Annotated in this window: 19 protein-coding genes; 9 read left to right on the plus strand and 10 right to left on the minus strand. The window is 59.5% G+C overall.

Translation table 11 applies throughout. The features are described from left to right. Window positions 1–44 precede the first annotated feature (44 nt). Window positions 45–788 (plus strand): methyl-accepting chemotaxis protein, encoded by a 744-nt coding sequence (locus AC5SEM_RS20715; protein ID WP_408980847.1) that lies wholly within the window; start codon window positions 45–47, stop codon window positions 786–788. 207 nt (window positions 789–995) lie between these two features. Here the strand turns inward: AC5SEM_RS20715 and AC5SEM_RS20720 are convergent, their stop codons facing one another. From AC5SEM_RS20720 to AC5SEM_RS20730, 3 genes are read right to left on the minus strand one after another with little or no spacing between them, the layout of a single operon-like run. Beyond that, window positions 996–1,619, minus strand: a complete 624-nt coding sequence (locus AC5SEM_RS20720) for an SOS response-associated peptidase (protein WP_150750487.1) — start codon at window positions 1,617–1,619, stop codon at window positions 996–998. A 36-nt stretch (window positions 1,620–1,655) separates the two neighbouring features. Continuing rightward, window positions 1,656–1,916 (minus strand): putative signal transducing protein, encoded by a 261-nt coding sequence (locus AC5SEM_RS20725; RefSeq protein WP_007912819.1) that lies wholly within the window; start codon window positions 1,914–1,916, stop codon window positions 1,656–1,658. A gap of 9 nt (window positions 1,917–1,925) precedes the next feature. Next, on the minus strand, window positions 1,926–2,108 hold the full coding sequence (locus AC5SEM_RS20730) for a CPXCG motif-containing cysteine-rich protein (RefSeq protein WP_463575938.1): 183 nt from the start codon (window positions 2,106–2,108) through the stop codon (window positions 1,926–1,928). Between the two features lie 142 nt (window positions 2,109–2,250). Between AC5SEM_RS20730 and AC5SEM_RS20735 the strand changes: the two genes are divergently transcribed. After that, window positions 2,251–3,414: a 1-acyl-sn-glycerol-3-phosphate acyltransferase gene (locus AC5SEM_RS20735; protein WP_200887272.1), complete on the plus strand. Its 1,164-nt coding sequence runs from the start codon at window positions 2,251–2,253 to the stop codon at window positions 3,412–3,414. 60 nt (window positions 3,415–3,474) lie between these two features. Here AC5SEM_RS20735 and AC5SEM_RS20740 read toward each other — a convergent pair whose 3' ends face one another. Next, window positions 3,475–3,753: a hypothetical protein gene (locus AC5SEM_RS20740; RefSeq protein WP_007912825.1), complete on the minus strand. Its 279-nt coding sequence runs from the start codon at window positions 3,751–3,753 to the stop codon at window positions 3,475–3,477. 193 nt (window positions 3,754–3,946) lie between these two features. Between AC5SEM_RS20740 and AC5SEM_RS20745 the strand changes: the two genes are divergently transcribed. Then, complete coding sequence (locus tag AC5SEM_RS20745; RefSeq protein ID WP_008083982.1) at window positions 3,947–4,153, plus strand: hypothetical protein; 207 nt, start codon at window positions 3,947–3,949, stop codon at window positions 4,151–4,153. Between the two features lie 281 nt (window positions 4,154–4,434). On the opposite strand, the gene AC5SEM_RS20750 is transcribed toward AC5SEM_RS20745, so the two are convergent. Then, window positions 4,435–5,019, minus strand: coding sequence for a YajG family lipoprotein (locus AC5SEM_RS20750; protein ID WP_008086137.1), 585 nt, complete (start codon window positions 5,017–5,019; stop codon window positions 4,435–4,437). Window positions 5,020–5,223: 204 nt separating this feature from the next. On the opposite strand from AC5SEM_RS20750, the gene AC5SEM_RS20755 reads away from it, so the two are divergent. Then, window positions 5,224–5,457 (plus strand): hypothetical protein, encoded by a 234-nt coding sequence (locus AC5SEM_RS20755; protein ID WP_007912834.1) that lies wholly within the window; start codon window positions 5,224–5,226, stop codon window positions 5,455–5,457. Between the two features lie 708 nt (window positions 5,458–6,165). Continuing rightward, window positions 6,166–7,674 (plus strand): malate dehydrogenase (quinone), encoded by a 1,509-nt coding sequence (gene mqo / locus AC5SEM_RS20760; protein WP_368967582.1) that lies wholly within the window; start codon window positions 6,166–6,168, stop codon window positions 7,672–7,674. A gap of 67 nt (window positions 7,675–7,741) precedes the next feature. Here mqo and AC5SEM_RS20765 read toward each other — a convergent pair whose 3' ends face one another. From AC5SEM_RS20765 to AC5SEM_RS20775, 3 genes are all read right to left on the minus strand, one after another. Next, on the minus strand, window positions 7,742–8,029 hold the full coding sequence (locus AC5SEM_RS20765; protein WP_064387623.1) for a PA4642 family protein: 288 nt from the start codon (window positions 8,027–8,029) through the stop codon (window positions 7,742–7,744). Between the two features lie 63 nt (window positions 8,030–8,092). Continuing rightward, entirely contained in the window at window positions 8,093–8,572 is a 480-nt protein-coding gene (locus AC5SEM_RS20770) for a hypothetical protein (protein WP_077574502.1), read from the minus strand. Window positions 8,573–8,752: 180 nt separating this feature from the next. Beyond that, on the minus strand, window positions 8,753–9,310 hold the full coding sequence (locus AC5SEM_RS20775) for a hypoxanthine-guanine phosphoribosyltransferase (RefSeq protein ID WP_064387625.1): 558 nt from the start codon (window positions 9,308–9,310) through the stop codon (window positions 8,753–8,755). Window positions 9,311–9,484: 174 nt separating this feature from the next. Between AC5SEM_RS20775 and upp the strand changes: the two genes are divergently transcribed. Both upp and AC5SEM_RS20785 read left to right on the plus strand, forming a co-directional pair. Continuing rightward, on the plus strand, window positions 9,485–10,123 hold the full coding sequence (gene upp / locus AC5SEM_RS20780) for a uracil phosphoribosyltransferase (protein ID WP_007912842.1): 639 nt from the start codon (window positions 9,485–9,487) through the stop codon (window positions 10,121–10,123). Between the two features lie 2 nt (window positions 10,124–10,125). Then, complete coding sequence (locus tag AC5SEM_RS20785) at window positions 10,126–11,400, plus strand: uracil-xanthine permease family protein (protein ID WP_077574503.1); 1,275 nt, start codon at window positions 10,126–10,128, stop codon at window positions 11,398–11,400. A gap of 115 nt (window positions 11,401–11,515) precedes the next feature. On the opposite strand, the gene hemH is transcribed toward AC5SEM_RS20785, so the two are convergent. Then, a complete protein-coding gene (gene hemH / locus AC5SEM_RS20790) occupies window positions 11,516–12,541 on the minus strand; it encodes a ferrochelatase (RefSeq protein WP_077574504.1) in 1,026 nt (341 codons plus the stop codon). A 13-nt stretch (window positions 12,542–12,554) separates the two neighbouring features. After that, window positions 12,555–13,457 carry a TIGR01777 family oxidoreductase gene (locus tag AC5SEM_RS20795; protein ID WP_495471172.1) on the minus strand — a complete coding sequence of 301 codons (903 nt, stop codon included), beginning with the start codon at window positions 13,455–13,457 and terminating at the stop codon, window positions 12,555–12,557. A gap of 197 nt (window positions 13,458–13,654) precedes the next feature. Here AC5SEM_RS20795 and AC5SEM_RS20800 point away from each other — a divergent pair, with 197 nt between their 5' ends. Together AC5SEM_RS20800 and AC5SEM_RS20805 are read left to right on the plus strand one after the other, a co-directional pair. After that, on the plus strand, window positions 13,655–14,641 hold the full coding sequence (locus AC5SEM_RS20800) for an NAD(P)/FAD-dependent oxidoreductase (protein WP_471896638.1): 987 nt from the start codon (window positions 13,655–13,657) through the stop codon (window positions 14,639–14,641). After that, window positions 14,638–14,853: a TIGR02450 family Trp-rich protein gene (locus AC5SEM_RS20805; protein ID WP_077574507.1), complete on the plus strand. Its 216-nt coding sequence runs from the start codon at window positions 14,638–14,640 to the stop codon at window positions 14,851–14,853. Before AC5SEM_RS20800 ends, AC5SEM_RS20805 begins: the two co-directional genes overlap by 4 nt. Window positions 14,854–15,006 lie beyond the last annotated feature (153 nt).

Consider the following 15,006-nt stretch of genomic DNA (forward strand, 5'->3'; position numbering starts at 1 on the left):
CGGCCGACATCGCCATTCGCACCAACATCGGCATCCAGAAACAAATGGCCGAGATCGATCAGGTGGCCACGGCGGTACAGGAAATGACCGCCACCGCGCAGGACGTCGCGCGTAACGCGACGCAGGCTGCACAAGCGGCCAGCCATGCCGATCAGGCGGCGAGTCAGGGCATGCAGATCGTTCGTGACACGTCGAACTCGATCGGCGTGCTGGCGCTGGAAATCGGCAAGGCTGTAGATGTGGTGCAGACGCTGGCCAAGGACAGCGAGAACATCAACGCGATCCTCACGGCGATTCGCGGGATTGCCGAGCAGACCAATCTGCTGGCGCTGAACGCGGCGATTGAAGCGGCGCGTGCCGGCGAGCAGGGTCGTGGTTTTGCCGTGGTCGCCGACGAGGTGCGCAATCTGGCGCAGAAAACCCAGAAAGCCACCGAAGAAATCCAGAGCATGATCCAGCAACTGCAACAGGGCACGCGCGATGTCGTGCGGGTCATGGAAGACAGCCAGAACCGCACCGACGAAAGCGTGCAACACGCGGCGAAAGCGGCTGAGGCGCTGGAAACGATTACTCAGGCGGTGTCGGTGATCAACGACATGAATACGCAGATCGCCAGCGCAGCGGAAGAACAGAGCGCGGTGGCCGATGACATCAATCGCAATGTGATCAACATCGGGCAAGTGGCGAATGAAGTGGCGGGCGGTGCGGATGAGTCGAGTTCGGCGAGTGCCGATTTGACCAAACTGGCGGAGCAGCAGCGGCGGTTGATCAATCAGTTCAAGGTCTGAAAAGCCAAGAGCACCCTCACCCTAACCCTCTCCCAAAGGGAGAGGGGACTGATTGGGGGATATTGGCGAAATACGCCGACCTGGAAGTATTTCAGCGAATCCATAATCGCCATTATTTTTCAGATCGATGCATGGCGGGAGACAACTCGGTCGGTCCCCTCTCCCTCCGGGAGAGGGCTAGGGTGAGGGGCTTTTGATCTGCAGGCTTTAACCCGGGGTCAAACACTCCGGCCCATTGAGCTTCGGATCATTAATCAGATTCGCCAACACCCGCTCGCGCAACGCCGCCGGTTCACTCGCCAACAGCCCCTGCAACACATGCAACGGCGTCTCCGGATCCAGCCACGCCGCCTGCCCCGCCTCATCGAGAATCAACGGCCGCCGCTGACTCGACGCCGGCTGAGTGATCACCGCCGTACTCAACCAGACCTGTTCCTGCACCGGATACGCCTCCCAGATCGCCGCAAAAAACAGTGACGAGCCCTCCCCCGGCGTCAGCCAGTACGGGCGCTTGCGCTGGGTTCCGCGCCATTCGTAAAAACCATTCGCCGGCAGCAGACAGCGACGCTGACGCAGCGCCTCACGGAACATCGGCTGCTCGGCAACCGTTTCGGCACGGGCATGCGCCGGTGTTTTCGACAGATCGGTCAGCCACGGCGGCGTCAGCCCCCAACGGGCGCGGGCCAGAGTGCGCTCGCCATCTTCACCGGCACGCAGCATCAACACCGAATCATTGGGGGAAATGTTCCACTGCGCCTGCTGATCGGCGGGAAAACCTGGCAGGGCCGCGAAATCGCGGTTCCAGCGAAACAGGGCATAACGTCCACACATGGGGCAACACGACTCTGAAGTAAAACGAAGCTCAGCCTAACAGACCAGCGTCCCGGGGAAACTCTCCGGTTCATCGCCGGGCAGCGGCAGCGCGGCATTGTACGCGGTGATCAGCTCGCGGGCGTATTCGGCCTGATCGTTATCCACAGACAAGCCCAACAGACCGAAGATCGGCAGCTCGCCCGTTCCACCGAGCAAATCACGGCCTATCAAGTGCGCCTCGATGCCTTCGCTGGCGAGCATGCCCTTGAGCATTTCGCCTTCCATCAGGTTTTCCGGCTCGTAGATTCGCTGCATACGCGGCCCTCACTCGTTTTCGCTGAAGACTTCCAGAAACCAGTCCTCTCCATGGACCTGCAACACGAACGTGATCGGCCGACAACACACCTGACAGTCCTCGATGTAGGTCTGATCGCCGCCGGACAGGTCCACTGACGTCTCGACCGTCTCACCACAATAAGGACATTCGTATTCAGCGGCTTCCAGCATCGCGGTCTCCCAAGTGACTTGTGCGTATAATCGCCGGTCTATTTGCAGGGCTATTTTTGTCTGGCTACTTTTTCAGACCGTGCCCCGCGGGTTTTCGATCAAAACCTTTACTTACCCTAGCCGTTTCCAACAAGAGAGCATGATGGGCGAATTCGATGCCATCCGACCTTACGACGACAGCGAAGTACCTGTGGTACTGGCAAGACTGCTCGGCGACAAGGCGTTTCTAGATATCCTCACCCACTTCCGCTTCCCGCGTTTTGCCGGTGCTTTCGGCTGGATGCTCAAACCACTTATAGCCCATCGGCTGCGTCGTGAGTTCGCCGACGTGACCTCGGTGGCGACGTTGCAGGACAAGGTCGAGTCCTACGTCGACCACACCATCGAGCGCGCCACCGACGGCGTGACCTACACCGGTGTCGAGCAATTCAAGTCGGGCAGCGCCTATCTGTTCATCGCCAACCACCGCGACATCGTGATGGACCCGGCCTTCGTCAACTATGCCGTGTACCACGCCGGCCTGCCGACGCCGCGCATCGCAATTGGCGACAACCTGCTGCAAAAGCCGTTTGTCAGCGACCTGATGCGTTTGAACAAGAGCTTCATCGTTCACCGTTCGATCACCGGCCGTCGCGAGAAAATGGCCGCGTATCAACTGTTGTCGGCATACATCAATCACTCGATCCGCAACGATTGCGCCTCGATCTGGATCGCTCAGGCCGAAGGTCGGGCGAAGGACGGCGACGACCGTACCGAGTCGGCGATCCTCAAGATGTTCCACATGAGCCGCAAGGACGAGCCGTTCGGCGAAGTCATTCGCTCGTTGAACGTCACCCCGGTGTCGATCAGCTACGAATACGACCCGTGCGACCAGGCCAAGGCCCGCGAGCTGTACATCCGCGCCACCACCGGCACCTACGCGAAAGCGCCGGGCGAGGATGACGTGAGCATTGCCAAGGGCATCACCGGCTACAAAGGCCGGGTGCACGTGAACTTTGCCGCGCCGATCACTGAGTTGTTCGAAGACACCAAGCAATTGGCGGTCGAAATGGACAAGCAGATTCTCGGCGGCTACCGGTTATTCCCGGTGCATTACCTGGCGTATGCGCAGTGGGCCGATGCTGATCCGCAGTTGAACGTGCCGAAAGCTGCCGAGGTATTCCCGGCGGATGAGCTGGCCAAGGCGCAGGAAGAATGGCAGAGCCGGCTGGACGCTTGCCCTGAGGAGCATCGTCCGTATCTGGTGCTGCAATATGCGACGCCGGTGCGCAATCAGTACCGGGTCAAGGCTGGGTTACCGTTGTAAACGGTTTTACCAGATGCAAAAACGGCGCCCTCGGGCGCCGTTTTTTTATGCCTGAAGCTTTCAGAAGCGAGTACTGATCCAGGAGACGATCAGGGCCAGAGCGAGGCAGGCAAAACCAAAACGATAGAAAAACCGGTTCATGCGCAAGGTCGCCCAATCCAGGATCGGCTCGGCATTCGGCTGCGCCTGACGCTGGGCGGCAATGCTGGCCATCGCGCGCTGTTCACGGCGGCGGGTGGCGTGCAGCAGCCAACTGCCGGGAAACGCCAACAGCAACGCCAGCAGGTTGATCAACTTGGCGGGATGGGCGGTAAACAGCGTCATCAAGTGCAGCGACATCACAGACCTCTATCTGAACCGGTATGGCAGGCGCCAGATCGACGACCGCGGCGCGAATTCTACCGAAACCTTGCTTCCCTGCCCCAGCCTTTGCGACAAATTACCTGACAATCGACCGATGGCTGTCCTGTGTCACGGCTTCGTCATGTGGATAGGCCACCCTGCGCGCCTCGAAACACACATGGAACGCGAAATGCTTCACGCTGAAAACCAGGATCGTCTGTACCTCATCACGCCTTACGACGAACAACAGAGCCTCGTCGGTAGTCTCGCTTTCAATGTGCAGGACCGCCATTGGCTGGTGTATTGCGCGCTGGGTGGGCATCAGCATGCAGATTTGCCTGAGACGGATTTGCTGACGGGTGTCAGCGTTCTCGACTTTTATTCTCAGGCTGCCTGAAAAATCAAAAGTACCCTCACCCTAGCCCTCCCGAAACGTCGGACCGCCCGTAGGGAGAGGGAACCGACCGAGTTGTTTGGTCGAGGTCCATCGACCTGAAATATCCAGCCGAACTCAGATTCTGAAAAGCCCCCGATCGGCTCCCTTTCCCCCTCTCCCCTTTGGGGAGAGGGCTGGGGTGAGGGGGATCGATTGTTCATCCAACACAAATTCCAACCCTGACACCCACAAAAAAGCCCGAAACCATCACTGGCCCCGGGCTTTTCACATCAGCCGAAAACTTACTCAGCCAGAACCTGACCCACAGTCGGATCCTTGAACAGACGCGTCAGCGCATCGCTCAACACATCGCTGACCAGTTTGGTGTTGGTTTCCTGGTTCGGCGCCATTCCGAAGCGCTGGTCCAGCGAAGCACCGTAACGACCGCTGTAACGGCGGTTGGCGTTCTGCACGTCGGAGCGGAAGGTCGCGCCGATAGTCGCTTCGGTCACGTACATGCCTTCTTTCGGCGACTGATACTTCAGCTCGGCCAGGGTTACGGTCAGCTGCGGAGCGTTTGGCGCGTTGTTGGTCGGGGTGAAACCCAACAGGCGCACGGCAGCTTCAGCCTGAGCCTGCAGCTTCGGCAGGATCTGCTCGCGCTGCACGGTGATGGCGCTGGTTTCCGGGTACAGACCGCCACGGGTGCCGAGGGTTGGCGACGGACGACCGTCAACCACACGCACGACAACGGGCTGGCCACGGCCGACCGCTGGCAGCTGGGTGGTCAGCTTCGGCTCCGGGTTCAGTTGTTGCGGGCTGTGGGCGCAGCCGGCCAGGGTCAAACCGGCCACAGTGATCAAACCGAACAACAGGCGTTGCAACATGCTCTTCTCTCCAGAATCAGGCACAAACAGGCCGGCAGTATAGCGGTGGGCCACTGCGGGTAACCAGCGCCCGACAGTGAATACTGAAATGTCTGACAAACCCTTGGGAAAGCGGTTCCTGTCACAGATTATTCACCCGCCATACACGTTGACGTCACGGCGCCTTGGCAACCTTGCAATCAGTCCCCCACAAGGTACTCAACCATGCGTTATCTGATCTCGTTGTTCGCACCGCGCCCGCTGCATCGCAGCTTCGCCCTGCTCGACCGTAATGGCCATTGCCAGGCATTCAAGCAGTGCAGCCTGCAGCCAATGGGCGACGGCTGGGTGGAAATCGAAGAAATCCGCCTCAACTGGTTGCACCAGCCACTGCCCGCCAGCGCCCGCGTCATAGCGTCGCAGCCCCGTGCACGGGTGCAAGCGATGTTGAGCATCTGACCGGATGCCTAATAAAAGTCATTAAACACGAGCAACTGCCCGCATTTCTTCGATACAATCTCCCCCCGATTATAAGGACGTCTCCTGATCGGGCCCCGCAACAGCGTCAATGCGCATGCATTTGACATCAAAATCGCCCACAGAGAGCCGCCCACACAGATCGAGTGAAGTTGGCGCGCTTGCCTGTTCTTCCGGCAAAAACCCCGCTTTTCGCGAATCTGCAGAGCTGTCATGACGCTCGGCCACCGCGTTGTTTTTGCCCTCGGGCAAGGTGCCAGGCCTGGACAGCCCTTTTTTGAGGTTCACGTCTTCAAAAGAGCGTGAAAAAAACGGGTTTTCACAACTTCACAAGAGTGTGGCGAGCAAATGAAAAGTTTTGCGTCTGAACATGCACCATTAGCGTCTGAAACAGCCCAACGACACAGGACCGGGTATACCTCGAATATCGGAGCCTGAAGCCTGTCCGCTACGGATTTGGTTGCACAAAAACGGATGTCTCGACCATAAGTCGAATTGCCAGCTGCGCGCTGAAATGAGTTCATGGAGCTCTTGAAAGCCAAGCCGCATACATCCGTCGAAGTTGCGAAAAATTGCGAAGATTCGGACATGGCGACCTGACCACGGATAGCTGGGGCATAACTGATCTGTCCCGGAACGCCTGGCAGCCATGCCGACAATTTGGTGCTGCAGATTTTGGAGACGCGTTAAATGGCGCATAACGAAGCAGTCGACGTAGTTCTGGTTGGGGCGGGCATCATGAGTGCCACCCTGGCCGTGCTGCTCAAAGAGCTCGACCCCGCGATCAAGCTGGAAGTCGTCGAGCTGATGGATTCCGGTGCTGCGGAGAGTTCCAACCCATGGAACAACGCCGGTACCGGTCACGCCGGCCTGTGCGAGCTGAACTACACGCCGCAAGCCGCCGATGGCACCGTCGACATCAAGAAAGCCGTGCATATCAACACCCAGTTCGAGGTGTCGAAGCAGTTCTGGTCGTACCTGACCAAGCAAGGCACCTTCGGCTCGTGCAAATCCTTCATCAGCCCGGTGCCGCACCTGAGTTTCGTCCAGGGCGACAGCGGTGTGTCTTTCCTCAAATCGCGCTTCGACGTGTTGAGCAAGCACCACGCCTTTGCTGACATGGAGTACACCGAAGACAAGGCCAAGATGGCCGAGTGGATGCCGCTGATGATGCCGGGCCGCGCGCAAGACGAAGTCCTCGCCGCGACCCGCGTGATGAACGGCACCGACGTCAACTTCGGCGCCCTGACCAATCAGTTGCTCAAGCACCTGACCAGCGCTCCCGACACTCAAGTCAAATACTGCAAGCGCGTAACCGGCCTCAAACGTAACGGCGCCGGCTGGACCGTCAGCATCAAGGACGTCAACAACGGCAACACCCGCGAAGTCGACGCCAAGTTCGTTTTCCTCGGTGCTGGCGGCGCGGCGCTGCCGTTGCTGCAGGCGTCGGGCATCGAAGAAAGCAAAGGCTTCGGCGGCTTCCCGATCAGCGGCCAGTGGCTGCGTTGCGACAACCCGGAAGTGGTCAAGCACCACCAGGCCAAGGTGTACAGCCAGGCTGCCGTAGGTTCGCCACCGATGTCGGTGCCGCACCTCGACACCCGCGTGGTCGATGGCAAGAAATCCCTGCTGTTCGGGCCATACGCTGGTTTCACCACCAAGTTCCTCAAGCACGGCTCTTTCATGGACCTGCCGCTGTCGGTTCGCGCCGGCAACATCGGGCCGATGCTGGCCGTGGCGAAAAACAACATGGACCTGACCAAGTACCTGGTCAGCGAAGTGATGCAATCGATGGAACAGCGTCTGGATTCCCTGCGCCGTTTCTACCCTGAGGCGAAAGCCGAAGACTGGCGCCTGGAAGTGGCCGGCCAACGGGTGCAGATCATCAAGAAAGACCCGAAAAAGGGCGGCATCCTGCAGTTCGGTACCGAACTGGTCTCGGCCAAGGACGGTTCCCTCGCCGCCCTGCTCGGTGCTTCGCCAGGCGCGTCGGTGACCGTTTCGATCATGCTCGAACTGATCGAGAAGTGCTTCCCAGCCAAGGCCAAGGGTGAGTGGGCCGGCAAACTGGCGGAAATCTTCCCAGCCCGTGAAAAGGTCCTGGAAACCGATGCTGCGCTGTATCGCAAGATCAACACGCAGAACAACATCGCGCTGGAGCTGGTTGAAGAAAGCAGCGAGACCCCAAGCTACGCTTGATCTTGCCGCATAAAAAACGCCCCGTACTCAGTGAGTGCGGGGCGTTTTTTTATGCTTGGGAAAAGCCTCAGGCGCGGGACTTTTCGATCAGCTCGATGTATTCCGGGGCGTTGCGCTGATCGGCGATCAGCTCAACGAAGGTCTTGCCCTGCTCGTCTTTGCCATCAACGTCATAACCGGCAGCGACGAAGAAGCCCAGAAAACGCTCGAAGTCATCGATACGCAGGCCACGGTAAGCCTTGATCAGTTTGTGCAGCGACGGCGAAGTGGCGTCGACCGGCTCAAAATCGAGGAACAGCTTGATCTGCTCATCGCCGATCTCGTCACCAATCACTTGTTTCTTATCTTTACGCATTGCCGACTCCAGCTCGCAGACATTACACGGGGCGGGCAGTTTACCCCTGCCCGGCCGCCCGGCTCAACGCGATCGCACAGCGCCGGTGTGCAAATCGGCCCAGATATGGCCGTTGGCGTAACTGAGGAATTGCACATACACGGTGTCATTGCGCAGCAGATCGATGATCACGCGGTATTGAGCCTGTGGATAAAACAGTGTCAGGGTTTTGCTCTTGTCGTCGTAGATCGGCTTTTTCAGGCTTTTGCTTTCGCCGTCGAAATTGACCAGCACCTGGGTGATCGTCGCGCCCTTGTTCAGGGATTTGCCTTTGAGGCGGATCATCAATGGCGACGTAACCGGAATCGGCTGCTGATTGGACTGGCGTTGCGCGCCGATCACTACGGAATAGTCGGTGACCTGCATGAGTTGCTGCTGCTCGGGTTCGGCATCGCGTACGGTCAGATCGTCCGGCGGCAGGAACTGGCTGTGCATCGGCGCGGCGGACAGCGGCAGGCTGAGGGCCAACAACAGGGCGGCAAAGCTGCGGATCAAAAGGCGCATGACAGGCTCCGGGGGGCGGGGCCGAGCACTCTAGCATGGGTATCGCGGATGGATCAGCACACACAAAACAACTGTGGGAGCGAGCCTGCTCGCGAAGGCAATTTCACATTCAACACTTATGCTGAATGAAAGATCGCTTTCGCGAGCAGGCTCGCTCCCACAGGGGATAGCGCGGGGGTCTTACATGCCTTTAACGGCAAAAATCCCGTTGGCGTTGCGCCAGTAGCCTTTGTAGTCCATGCCGTAACCGAAGATGTAACGGTCGATGCACGGCAGGCCGACGAAATCGGCTTTCAGGTCAGGACGCGCCTTGCGGTCGTGATCCTTGTCGATCAGTACGGCGGTGTGCACTTTGCGCGCGCCAGCGTGTTTGCAGAAGTCGATGATCGCGCCGAGGGTGTGACCTTCGTCGAGGATGTCGTCGATGATCAGCACGTCGCGGTCGATGAACGAGACTTCCGGCTTGGCTTTCCAGAACAGGTCGCCGCCGCTGGTTTCGTTGCGATAACGGGTCGCGTGCAGGTAGGACGCTTCCAGCGGGAAGTGCAGATGGGTCAGCAGCTTGCCGGAGAAAATCAGGCCGCCGTTCATCACGCAGAACACCACCGGGTTGCTGTCAGCCAGTTGTTCGTTGATTTGTGCACCGACACGGGCGATGGCCGCCTCGACTTCAGCTTCGGTGTACAGGCAGTCAGCCTCTCGCATGATTTGACGGATATGCTCGAGATCAGCGGACATGGCGCTCTCCAGGGGGGAATGTGGGGGGGTATGGCTGCGAAAAGCGGGCAAAGGTACGCATCTCGCGGGGCCGAATCAAGCCTTTATGGACTAACGTACAGAATGTCCTATAGGACATCACCCTCGGATAGATTAATCTAGGCCGGTTTTTTTGCCCGCCGCCGGAGTTTTTCCATGCCCATCCTCGAGATCCGCCATCCGCTGATCCGTCATAAACTCGGCCTGATGCGCCGCGCCGATATCAGCACCAAGAACTTCCGTGAGCTCGCTCAGGAAGTCGGCGCCCTGTTGACCTATGAAGCTACAAAAGATTTGCCGCTGGAGTCCTACGATATTGCAGGCTGGTGCGGCACCGTGTCGGTCGAGAAGATCGCCGGCAAGAAGATTACCGTCGTGCCGATCCTGCGCGCCGGCATCGGCATGCTTGAAGGCGTGCTGAGCCTGATCCCGGGCGCCAAGGTCTCCGCTGTGGGCGTCGCCCGTAACGAAGAAACCCTGCAAGCGCACACCTACCTGGAAAAACTGGTTCCGGAAATCGACGAACGGTTGGCGATGATCATCGACCCGATGCTCGCTACCGGCAGCTCGATGGTTGCGACCATTGATCTGTTGAAGAAAGCCGGCTGCAAGGACATCCGCGCGATGGTGCTGGTTGCCGCGCCGGAAGGCATTGCTGCAGTAGAAAAAGCTCACCCGGACGTAACCATCTACACCGCGTCCATCGATGAGCGCTTGAACGAGCACGGTTACATCATCCCTGGACTTGGCGACGCCGGTGACAAGATCTTCGGCACCAAGCAGAAGGACGCGTAACCATGCAGCAAGAGTTCAACGATCCGCTCTGGCGCACGGTGCTGTCCGGCGCCCAGATGCTGTTCGTGGCTTTCGGCGCCCTGGTGCTGATGCCGCTGATCACGGGCCTGGACCCGAACGTGGCACTGTTTACCGCGGGTCTGGGGACGATCCTGTTCCAGATCGTCACCGGGCGTCAGGTGCCGGTGTTTCTGGCGTCGAGCTTCGCTTTCATCACCCCGATCATTCTCGCCAAGGGCCAGTTCGGCCTCGCCGCGACCATGGGCGGTGTGATGGCGGCCGGTTTCGTCTACACCTTCCTCGGTCTTGCCGTGAAGATCAAAGGCACTGGCTTCATCGACCGTTTGCTGCCGCCGGTGGTGATTGGTCCGGTGATCATTTCCATCGGCCTGGCCATGGCGCCGATTGCCGCGAACATGGCGATGGGCAAGGCTGGCGACGGTTCTGAACTGATCCATTACCAGACCGCAATGCTGATCTCGATGCCGGCATTGCTGACCACGTTGATCGTGGCGGTGTTCGGTAAAGGCATCTTCCGTCTGGTGCCGATCATTTCCGGTGTGCTGGTCGGTTTTGCTATGGCGTTCTATTTCGGCGTGGTCGACACGGCGAAGATTGCCGCTGCGCCATGGTTCGCGATTCCGCATTTCACCGCGCCGGAGTTCAACTGGCAGGCGATCCTGTTCATCGTGCCGGTTGCCTTGGCGCCGGCGATTGAACACATCGGCGGCGTGATTGCCGTCGGTAGCGTGACCGGTCGCGACTATCTGAAGAAGCCGGGCCTGCATCGCACCCTGCTCGGTGACGGCATTGCCACCACCGCCGCCGGCCTGTTCGGCGGTCCGCCAAACACCACCTACGCCGAAGTGACGGGCGCGGTGATGCTGACCAAGAACTACAACCCGAAAATCATGACCTGGGCGGCGATCTTCGCCATCAGCCTGGCGTTCATCGGCAAGTTCGGCGCGCTGCTGCAAAGCATTCCGGTACCGGTGATGGGCGGGATTCTGTGCCTGTTGTTCGGTTCGATCGCGGCGGTGGGGATGAACACTCTGATCCGGCACAAGATCGATCTGGGCGAAGCGCGCAATCTGGTGATTGTTTCGGTGACGTTGGTGTTTGGTATCGGCGGTGTGCTGGTCGGCACCGGCACTGGTCCGGATGATTTCGGCCTCAAAGGCATCGCGCTGTGCGCGGTGGTGGCGATTGCGCTGAACCTGATTCTGCCGGGCAATGATGGCTGGAAGAACAAGAAGGCGGATGAGCCGCTGATCTAAGCCTTTAGATCTGATCGTTCCCACGCTCTGCGTGGGAATGCCTCTAGGGACGCTCTGCGTCCAGTGACGCGGAGCGTCACGGGCTGCATTCCCACGCGGAGCGTGGGAACGATCATCACAGGGCCAGCGGTGCTCTTTCGCAGAGCGTCGCCAAGGCCTTGGCCCATTGCCGGTCGTCGTTCAGGCATGGCACCAGCACCAATTCCTCGCCCCCCGCTTCGCGGAACTGTTCCTTGCCGCGATCACCAATCTCCTCCAGCGTCTCGATGCAATCGGCGACAAACGCCGGGCACATCACCAGAATCTTCTTCACGCCGCTTTTCGCCAGTTCATCCAGCCGCGCTTCGGTGTACGGTTCGATCCACTTGGCCCGTCCCAGACGCGACTGAAACGACACCGACCATTTGCCATCAGGCAGGCCCATGCGCTCAGCGAACAACGCTGCGGTACGCAGGCATTGCGCGCGATAACAGGTCGCCAAGACCGCAGGCGAGGCGTTCTTGCAGCAGTCGTCATTCTTGAAGCAGTGATTGCCGGTCGGATCGAGTTTGGTCAGATGCCGCTCAGGCAACCCGTGGAAGCTCAGCAGCAGGTGATCGTAATCCTGCTGCAGATGCGGTCTGGCGCTTTCCACCAGCGCATCGAGGTATTCCGGCTGATCGTAGAACGGTTGCAGCACCGACAATTGCACATCGAGCTTGTTCTGGCGGATCACCCGTTTCGCTTCTTCGATCACCGTGGTCGTGGTGCTGTCGGCGAACTGTGGATACAGCGGCGCCAGCGTGATGCGCTTGTGCCCCGCCGCGACCAGCTTGAGCAAACAGGTTTCAATCGACGGTTCGCCGTAACGCATGGCCAGTTCTACCGGGCCGTGGCTCCACTGCGCGGTCATCTGCTGTTGCAGGCGACGACTGAGCACCACCAGCGGCGAACCCTCGTCCCACCAGATCGAGGCATAGGCGTGGGCCGATTGCTCCGGGCGTTTGATCAGGATCAGCGACACCAACAGACGCCGCACCGGCCATGGCAGGTCGATCACGTACGGGTCCATCAGGAATTGATTGAGGTAGCTGCGCACATCGGCCACCGAGGTGGAGGCCGGGGAACCCAGGTTGACCAGAAGCAAGGCGTGATCGGTCATGCAACGTCCTATTTCAGAGGCGGCTGGAGAGGTCATCCAGAGCCGCGCGTAAATCCGTGAACTGGAAAGTGAAACCCGCTTCCAGCAAGCGTGTCGGTATGGCCTTCTGGCCGCCGAGCAACAACAAAGACATCTCGCCGAGGCCGACCTTCAGCGCCAGGGTCGGCATCGGCATGAACGCCGGGCGGTGCAACACGCTGCCCAGCGTCTTGGCAAATTCGCGATTGCGCACAGGTTGCGGCGCGCACGCATTATAAGGACCACTGGCCTGATCCCGGTGCAGAAGAAAATCAATCAGGGCGATTTGATCGTTGATATGAATCCACGGCATCCACTGCCGACCATTGCCCAAAGGCCCGCCCAGCCCGAGTTTGAACGGCAACAGCAAGCGCGACAAAAAGCCGCCCTCGGCCGACAGCACCAGCCCGGTGCGCACCAGCACTACACGAATGCCCTGCGCTTCGGCGCGCAGTGCGGTTTCCTCCCAGGCGATGCACAACTGACTGGCGAAGTCGTCGATCACCGGCGGCGAATCTTCGGTCAGTTCGCGCTCACCGCCATCGCCGTACCAGCCGATCGCCGAACCGGAAATCAACAATGCCGGTTTCTGCGCGCGGGTTTCGAGCCACGCCAACAGCGTTTCGGTGAGCTTGATGCGGCTGCTCCACAACAACGCCTTGCGGCGATGGGTCCACGGCCGATCGGCAATTGGCGCGCCGGCCAGATTGATGATGGCGTCGACAGGCTCCTCGCCGAGGTCTTCCAGACGCGCGATACCACGCACCTGCGCACCGCAGATTTTCGCGACTTTCTCCGGTTTGCGACTCCACACCGTCAGGCGATGGCCCTGCCCTGACCAGTGTCGGCAGAGCTGACGTCCGATCAAACCAGTACCGCCGGTCAGCAATATGTGCATGACATCTTCCTCGCGTGGCGTTTAACCCGGATCACTAGTCTATTTTTATAAGCAGGGATCTTTTCTATCGGGCAGGCTCTATTGTTTAACCATAGGCCAAGCTGTCAGAACGAGAATGCTAGAAGTTATACCAAAAAACAAAATTATACAGGTTTCATCCACGGCGTAGTCTGTACAGAAAGGTAAACGAGGCCCCTATGACTGTACCTATCGCAATCATCGGCACCGGCATCGCCGGACTCTCCGCCGCCCAGGCTCTGACAGAGAGCGGGCACACCGTCCAGTTATTCGACAAGAGTCGCGGCAGCGGCGGGCGCATGTCGAGCAAGCGCAGCGACGCTGGCTCGCTGGACATGGGCGCGCAATATTTCACTGCCCGCGACCGGCGCTTCGTCACCGAAGTGCAGCGTTGGCAAAGCCAGGGCTGGGTCGCCGAGTGGACGCCGCAGCTCTACACCTACCAGGGCGGGCAACTGAACCTGTCGCCGGACGAGCAGACCCGTTGGGTCGGTGCGCCGCGTATGAGCGCCATCACCCGTGGTTTGCTCGACGGTCTGGAAGTGCATTTCGCCTGCCGGATTACCGAGGTTTTTCGCGGTGAAGAACACTGGCATTTGCAAGACGCCGAAGGCTTCACCCACGGGCCGTTCAGCCACGTGGTGATTGCCACGCCAGCGCCGCAAGCGACGGCATTACTGGCCGCTGCGCCGAAGCTGGCCGGTGCCGCCGCCGGGGTGAAAATGGACCCGACCTGGGCCGTCGCCCTCGCTTTCGAAACACCACTGGATACGCCGATCGAAGGTTGCTTTGTGCAGGACAGCCCGCTCGACTGGCTGGCGCGCAACCGCAGCAAACCGGGGCGCGACAACACTCTCGACACATGGGTGCTGCACGCCACCAGCGCGTGGAGCCGGCAACATATCGACCTGTCCAAGGAAGCGGTGATCGAGCAACTGCACGGCGCCTTTGCCGAGTTGCTGCACAGCGCCATGCCCGCGCCGAGCTTCAGCCTCGCCCACCGCTGGCTCTATGCGCGCCCGGCGACGGGCCACGAATGGGGCACGCTGGCCGATGCCGATCTGGGCTTGTACGCCTGCGGCGACTGGTGCCTGTCCGGGCGTGTCGAAGGCGCTTGGCTCAGTGGCCAGGAAGCTGCAAAGCGCTTACACGAACACCTGCAATGAACCGCATCAATCCGGGTAAATTGCTGCTGTCGAAATGGACAGCAGCTCACCCGCAAAACCGTGAAAAACACTTTCTGGTGACCGAGTTGTTTCGCGACGAGGAAGGCACAGTGCTGGAAGTCGAGTTGCAGGCGGTGTTGACCAAGCGTGCTGAGCGCCTCGATTGGCAAACCCTCAAGAACACCGATCACTGGTTATTGGGTTGGCAATAAAACCCCCTGTAGGAGTGAGCCTGCTCGCGATAGCGGTTTGTCAGTAACATCGATGTTGCCTGAGACGGCGCCATCGCGAGCAGGCTCACTCCTACAAGAAATCGCATCAACCGAAAAAGTTATACAAATAATTTGACTTGTATACCCAGGAAT

The sequence above is a fragment of the Pseudomonas sp. CH61 genome (assembly GCF_059429415.1).

Excerpts from the sequence above, each read along its gene's own strand:
- AC5SEM_RS20715 (WP_408980847.1), top strand. The coding sequence starts at position 45 with ATGGCCGAGATCGATCAGGTGGCCACGGCGGTACAGGAAATGACCGCC.
- AC5SEM_RS20720 (WP_150750487.1), bottom strand. The coding sequence starts at position 1,619 with ATGTGTGGACGTTATGCCCTGTTTCGCTGGAACCGCGATTTCGCGGCC.
- AC5SEM_RS20725 (WP_007912819.1), bottom strand. The coding sequence starts at position 1,916 with ATGCAGCGAATCTACGAGCCGGAAAACCTGATGGAAGGCGAAATGCTC.
- AC5SEM_RS20730 (WP_463575938.1), bottom strand. The coding sequence starts at position 2,108 with ATGCTGGAAGCCGCTGAATACGAATGTCCTTATTGTGGTGAGACGGTC.
- AC5SEM_RS20735 (WP_200887272.1), top strand. The coding sequence starts at position 2,251 with ATGGGCGAATTCGATGCCATCCGACCTTACGACGACAGCGAAGTACCT.
- AC5SEM_RS20740 (WP_007912825.1), bottom strand. The coding sequence starts at position 3,753 with ATGTCGCTGCACTTGATGACGCTGTTTACCGCCCATCCCGCCAAGTTG.
- AC5SEM_RS20745 (WP_008083982.1), top strand. The coding sequence starts at position 3,947 with ATGCTTCACGCTGAAAACCAGGATCGTCTGTACCTCATCACGCCTTAC.
- AC5SEM_RS20750 (WP_008086137.1), bottom strand. The coding sequence starts at position 5,019 with ATGTTGCAACGCCTGTTGTTCGGTTTGATCACTGTGGCCGGTTTGACC.
- AC5SEM_RS20755 (WP_007912834.1), top strand. The coding sequence starts at position 5,224 with ATGCGTTATCTGATCTCGTTGTTCGCACCGCGCCCGCTGCATCGCAGC.
- mqo (WP_368967582.1), top strand. The coding sequence starts at position 6,166 with ATGGCGCATAACGAAGCAGTCGACGTAGTTCTGGTTGGGGCGGGCATC.
- AC5SEM_RS20765 (WP_064387623.1), bottom strand. The coding sequence starts at position 8,029 with ATGCGTAAAGATAAGAAACAAGTGATTGGTGACGAGATCGGCGATGAG.
- AC5SEM_RS20770 (WP_077574502.1), bottom strand. The coding sequence starts at position 8,572 with ATGCGCCTTTTGATCCGCAGCTTTGCCGCCCTGTTGTTGGCCCTCAGC.
- AC5SEM_RS20775 (WP_064387625.1), bottom strand. The coding sequence starts at position 9,310 with ATGTCCGCTGATCTCGAGCATATCCGTCAAATCATGCGAGAGGCTGAC.
- upp (WP_007912842.1), top strand. The coding sequence starts at position 9,485 with ATGCCCATCCTCGAGATCCGCCATCCGCTGATCCGTCATAAACTCGGC.
- AC5SEM_RS20785 (WP_077574503.1), top strand. The coding sequence starts at position 10,126 with ATGCAGCAAGAGTTCAACGATCCGCTCTGGCGCACGGTGCTGTCCGGC.
- hemH (WP_077574504.1), bottom strand. The coding sequence starts at position 12,541 with ATGACCGATCACGCCTTGCTTCTGGTCAACCTGGGTTCCCCGGCCTCC.
- AC5SEM_RS20795 (WP_495471172.1), bottom strand. The coding sequence starts at position 13,457 with ATGCACATATTGCTGACCGGCGGTACTGGTTTGATCGGACGTCAGCTC.
- AC5SEM_RS20800 (WP_471896638.1), top strand. The coding sequence starts at position 13,655 with ATGACTGTACCTATCGCAATCATCGGCACCGGCATCGCCGGACTCTCC.
- AC5SEM_RS20805 (WP_077574507.1), top strand. The coding sequence starts at position 14,638 with ATGAACCGCATCAATCCGGGTAAATTGCTGCTGTCGAAATGGACAGCA.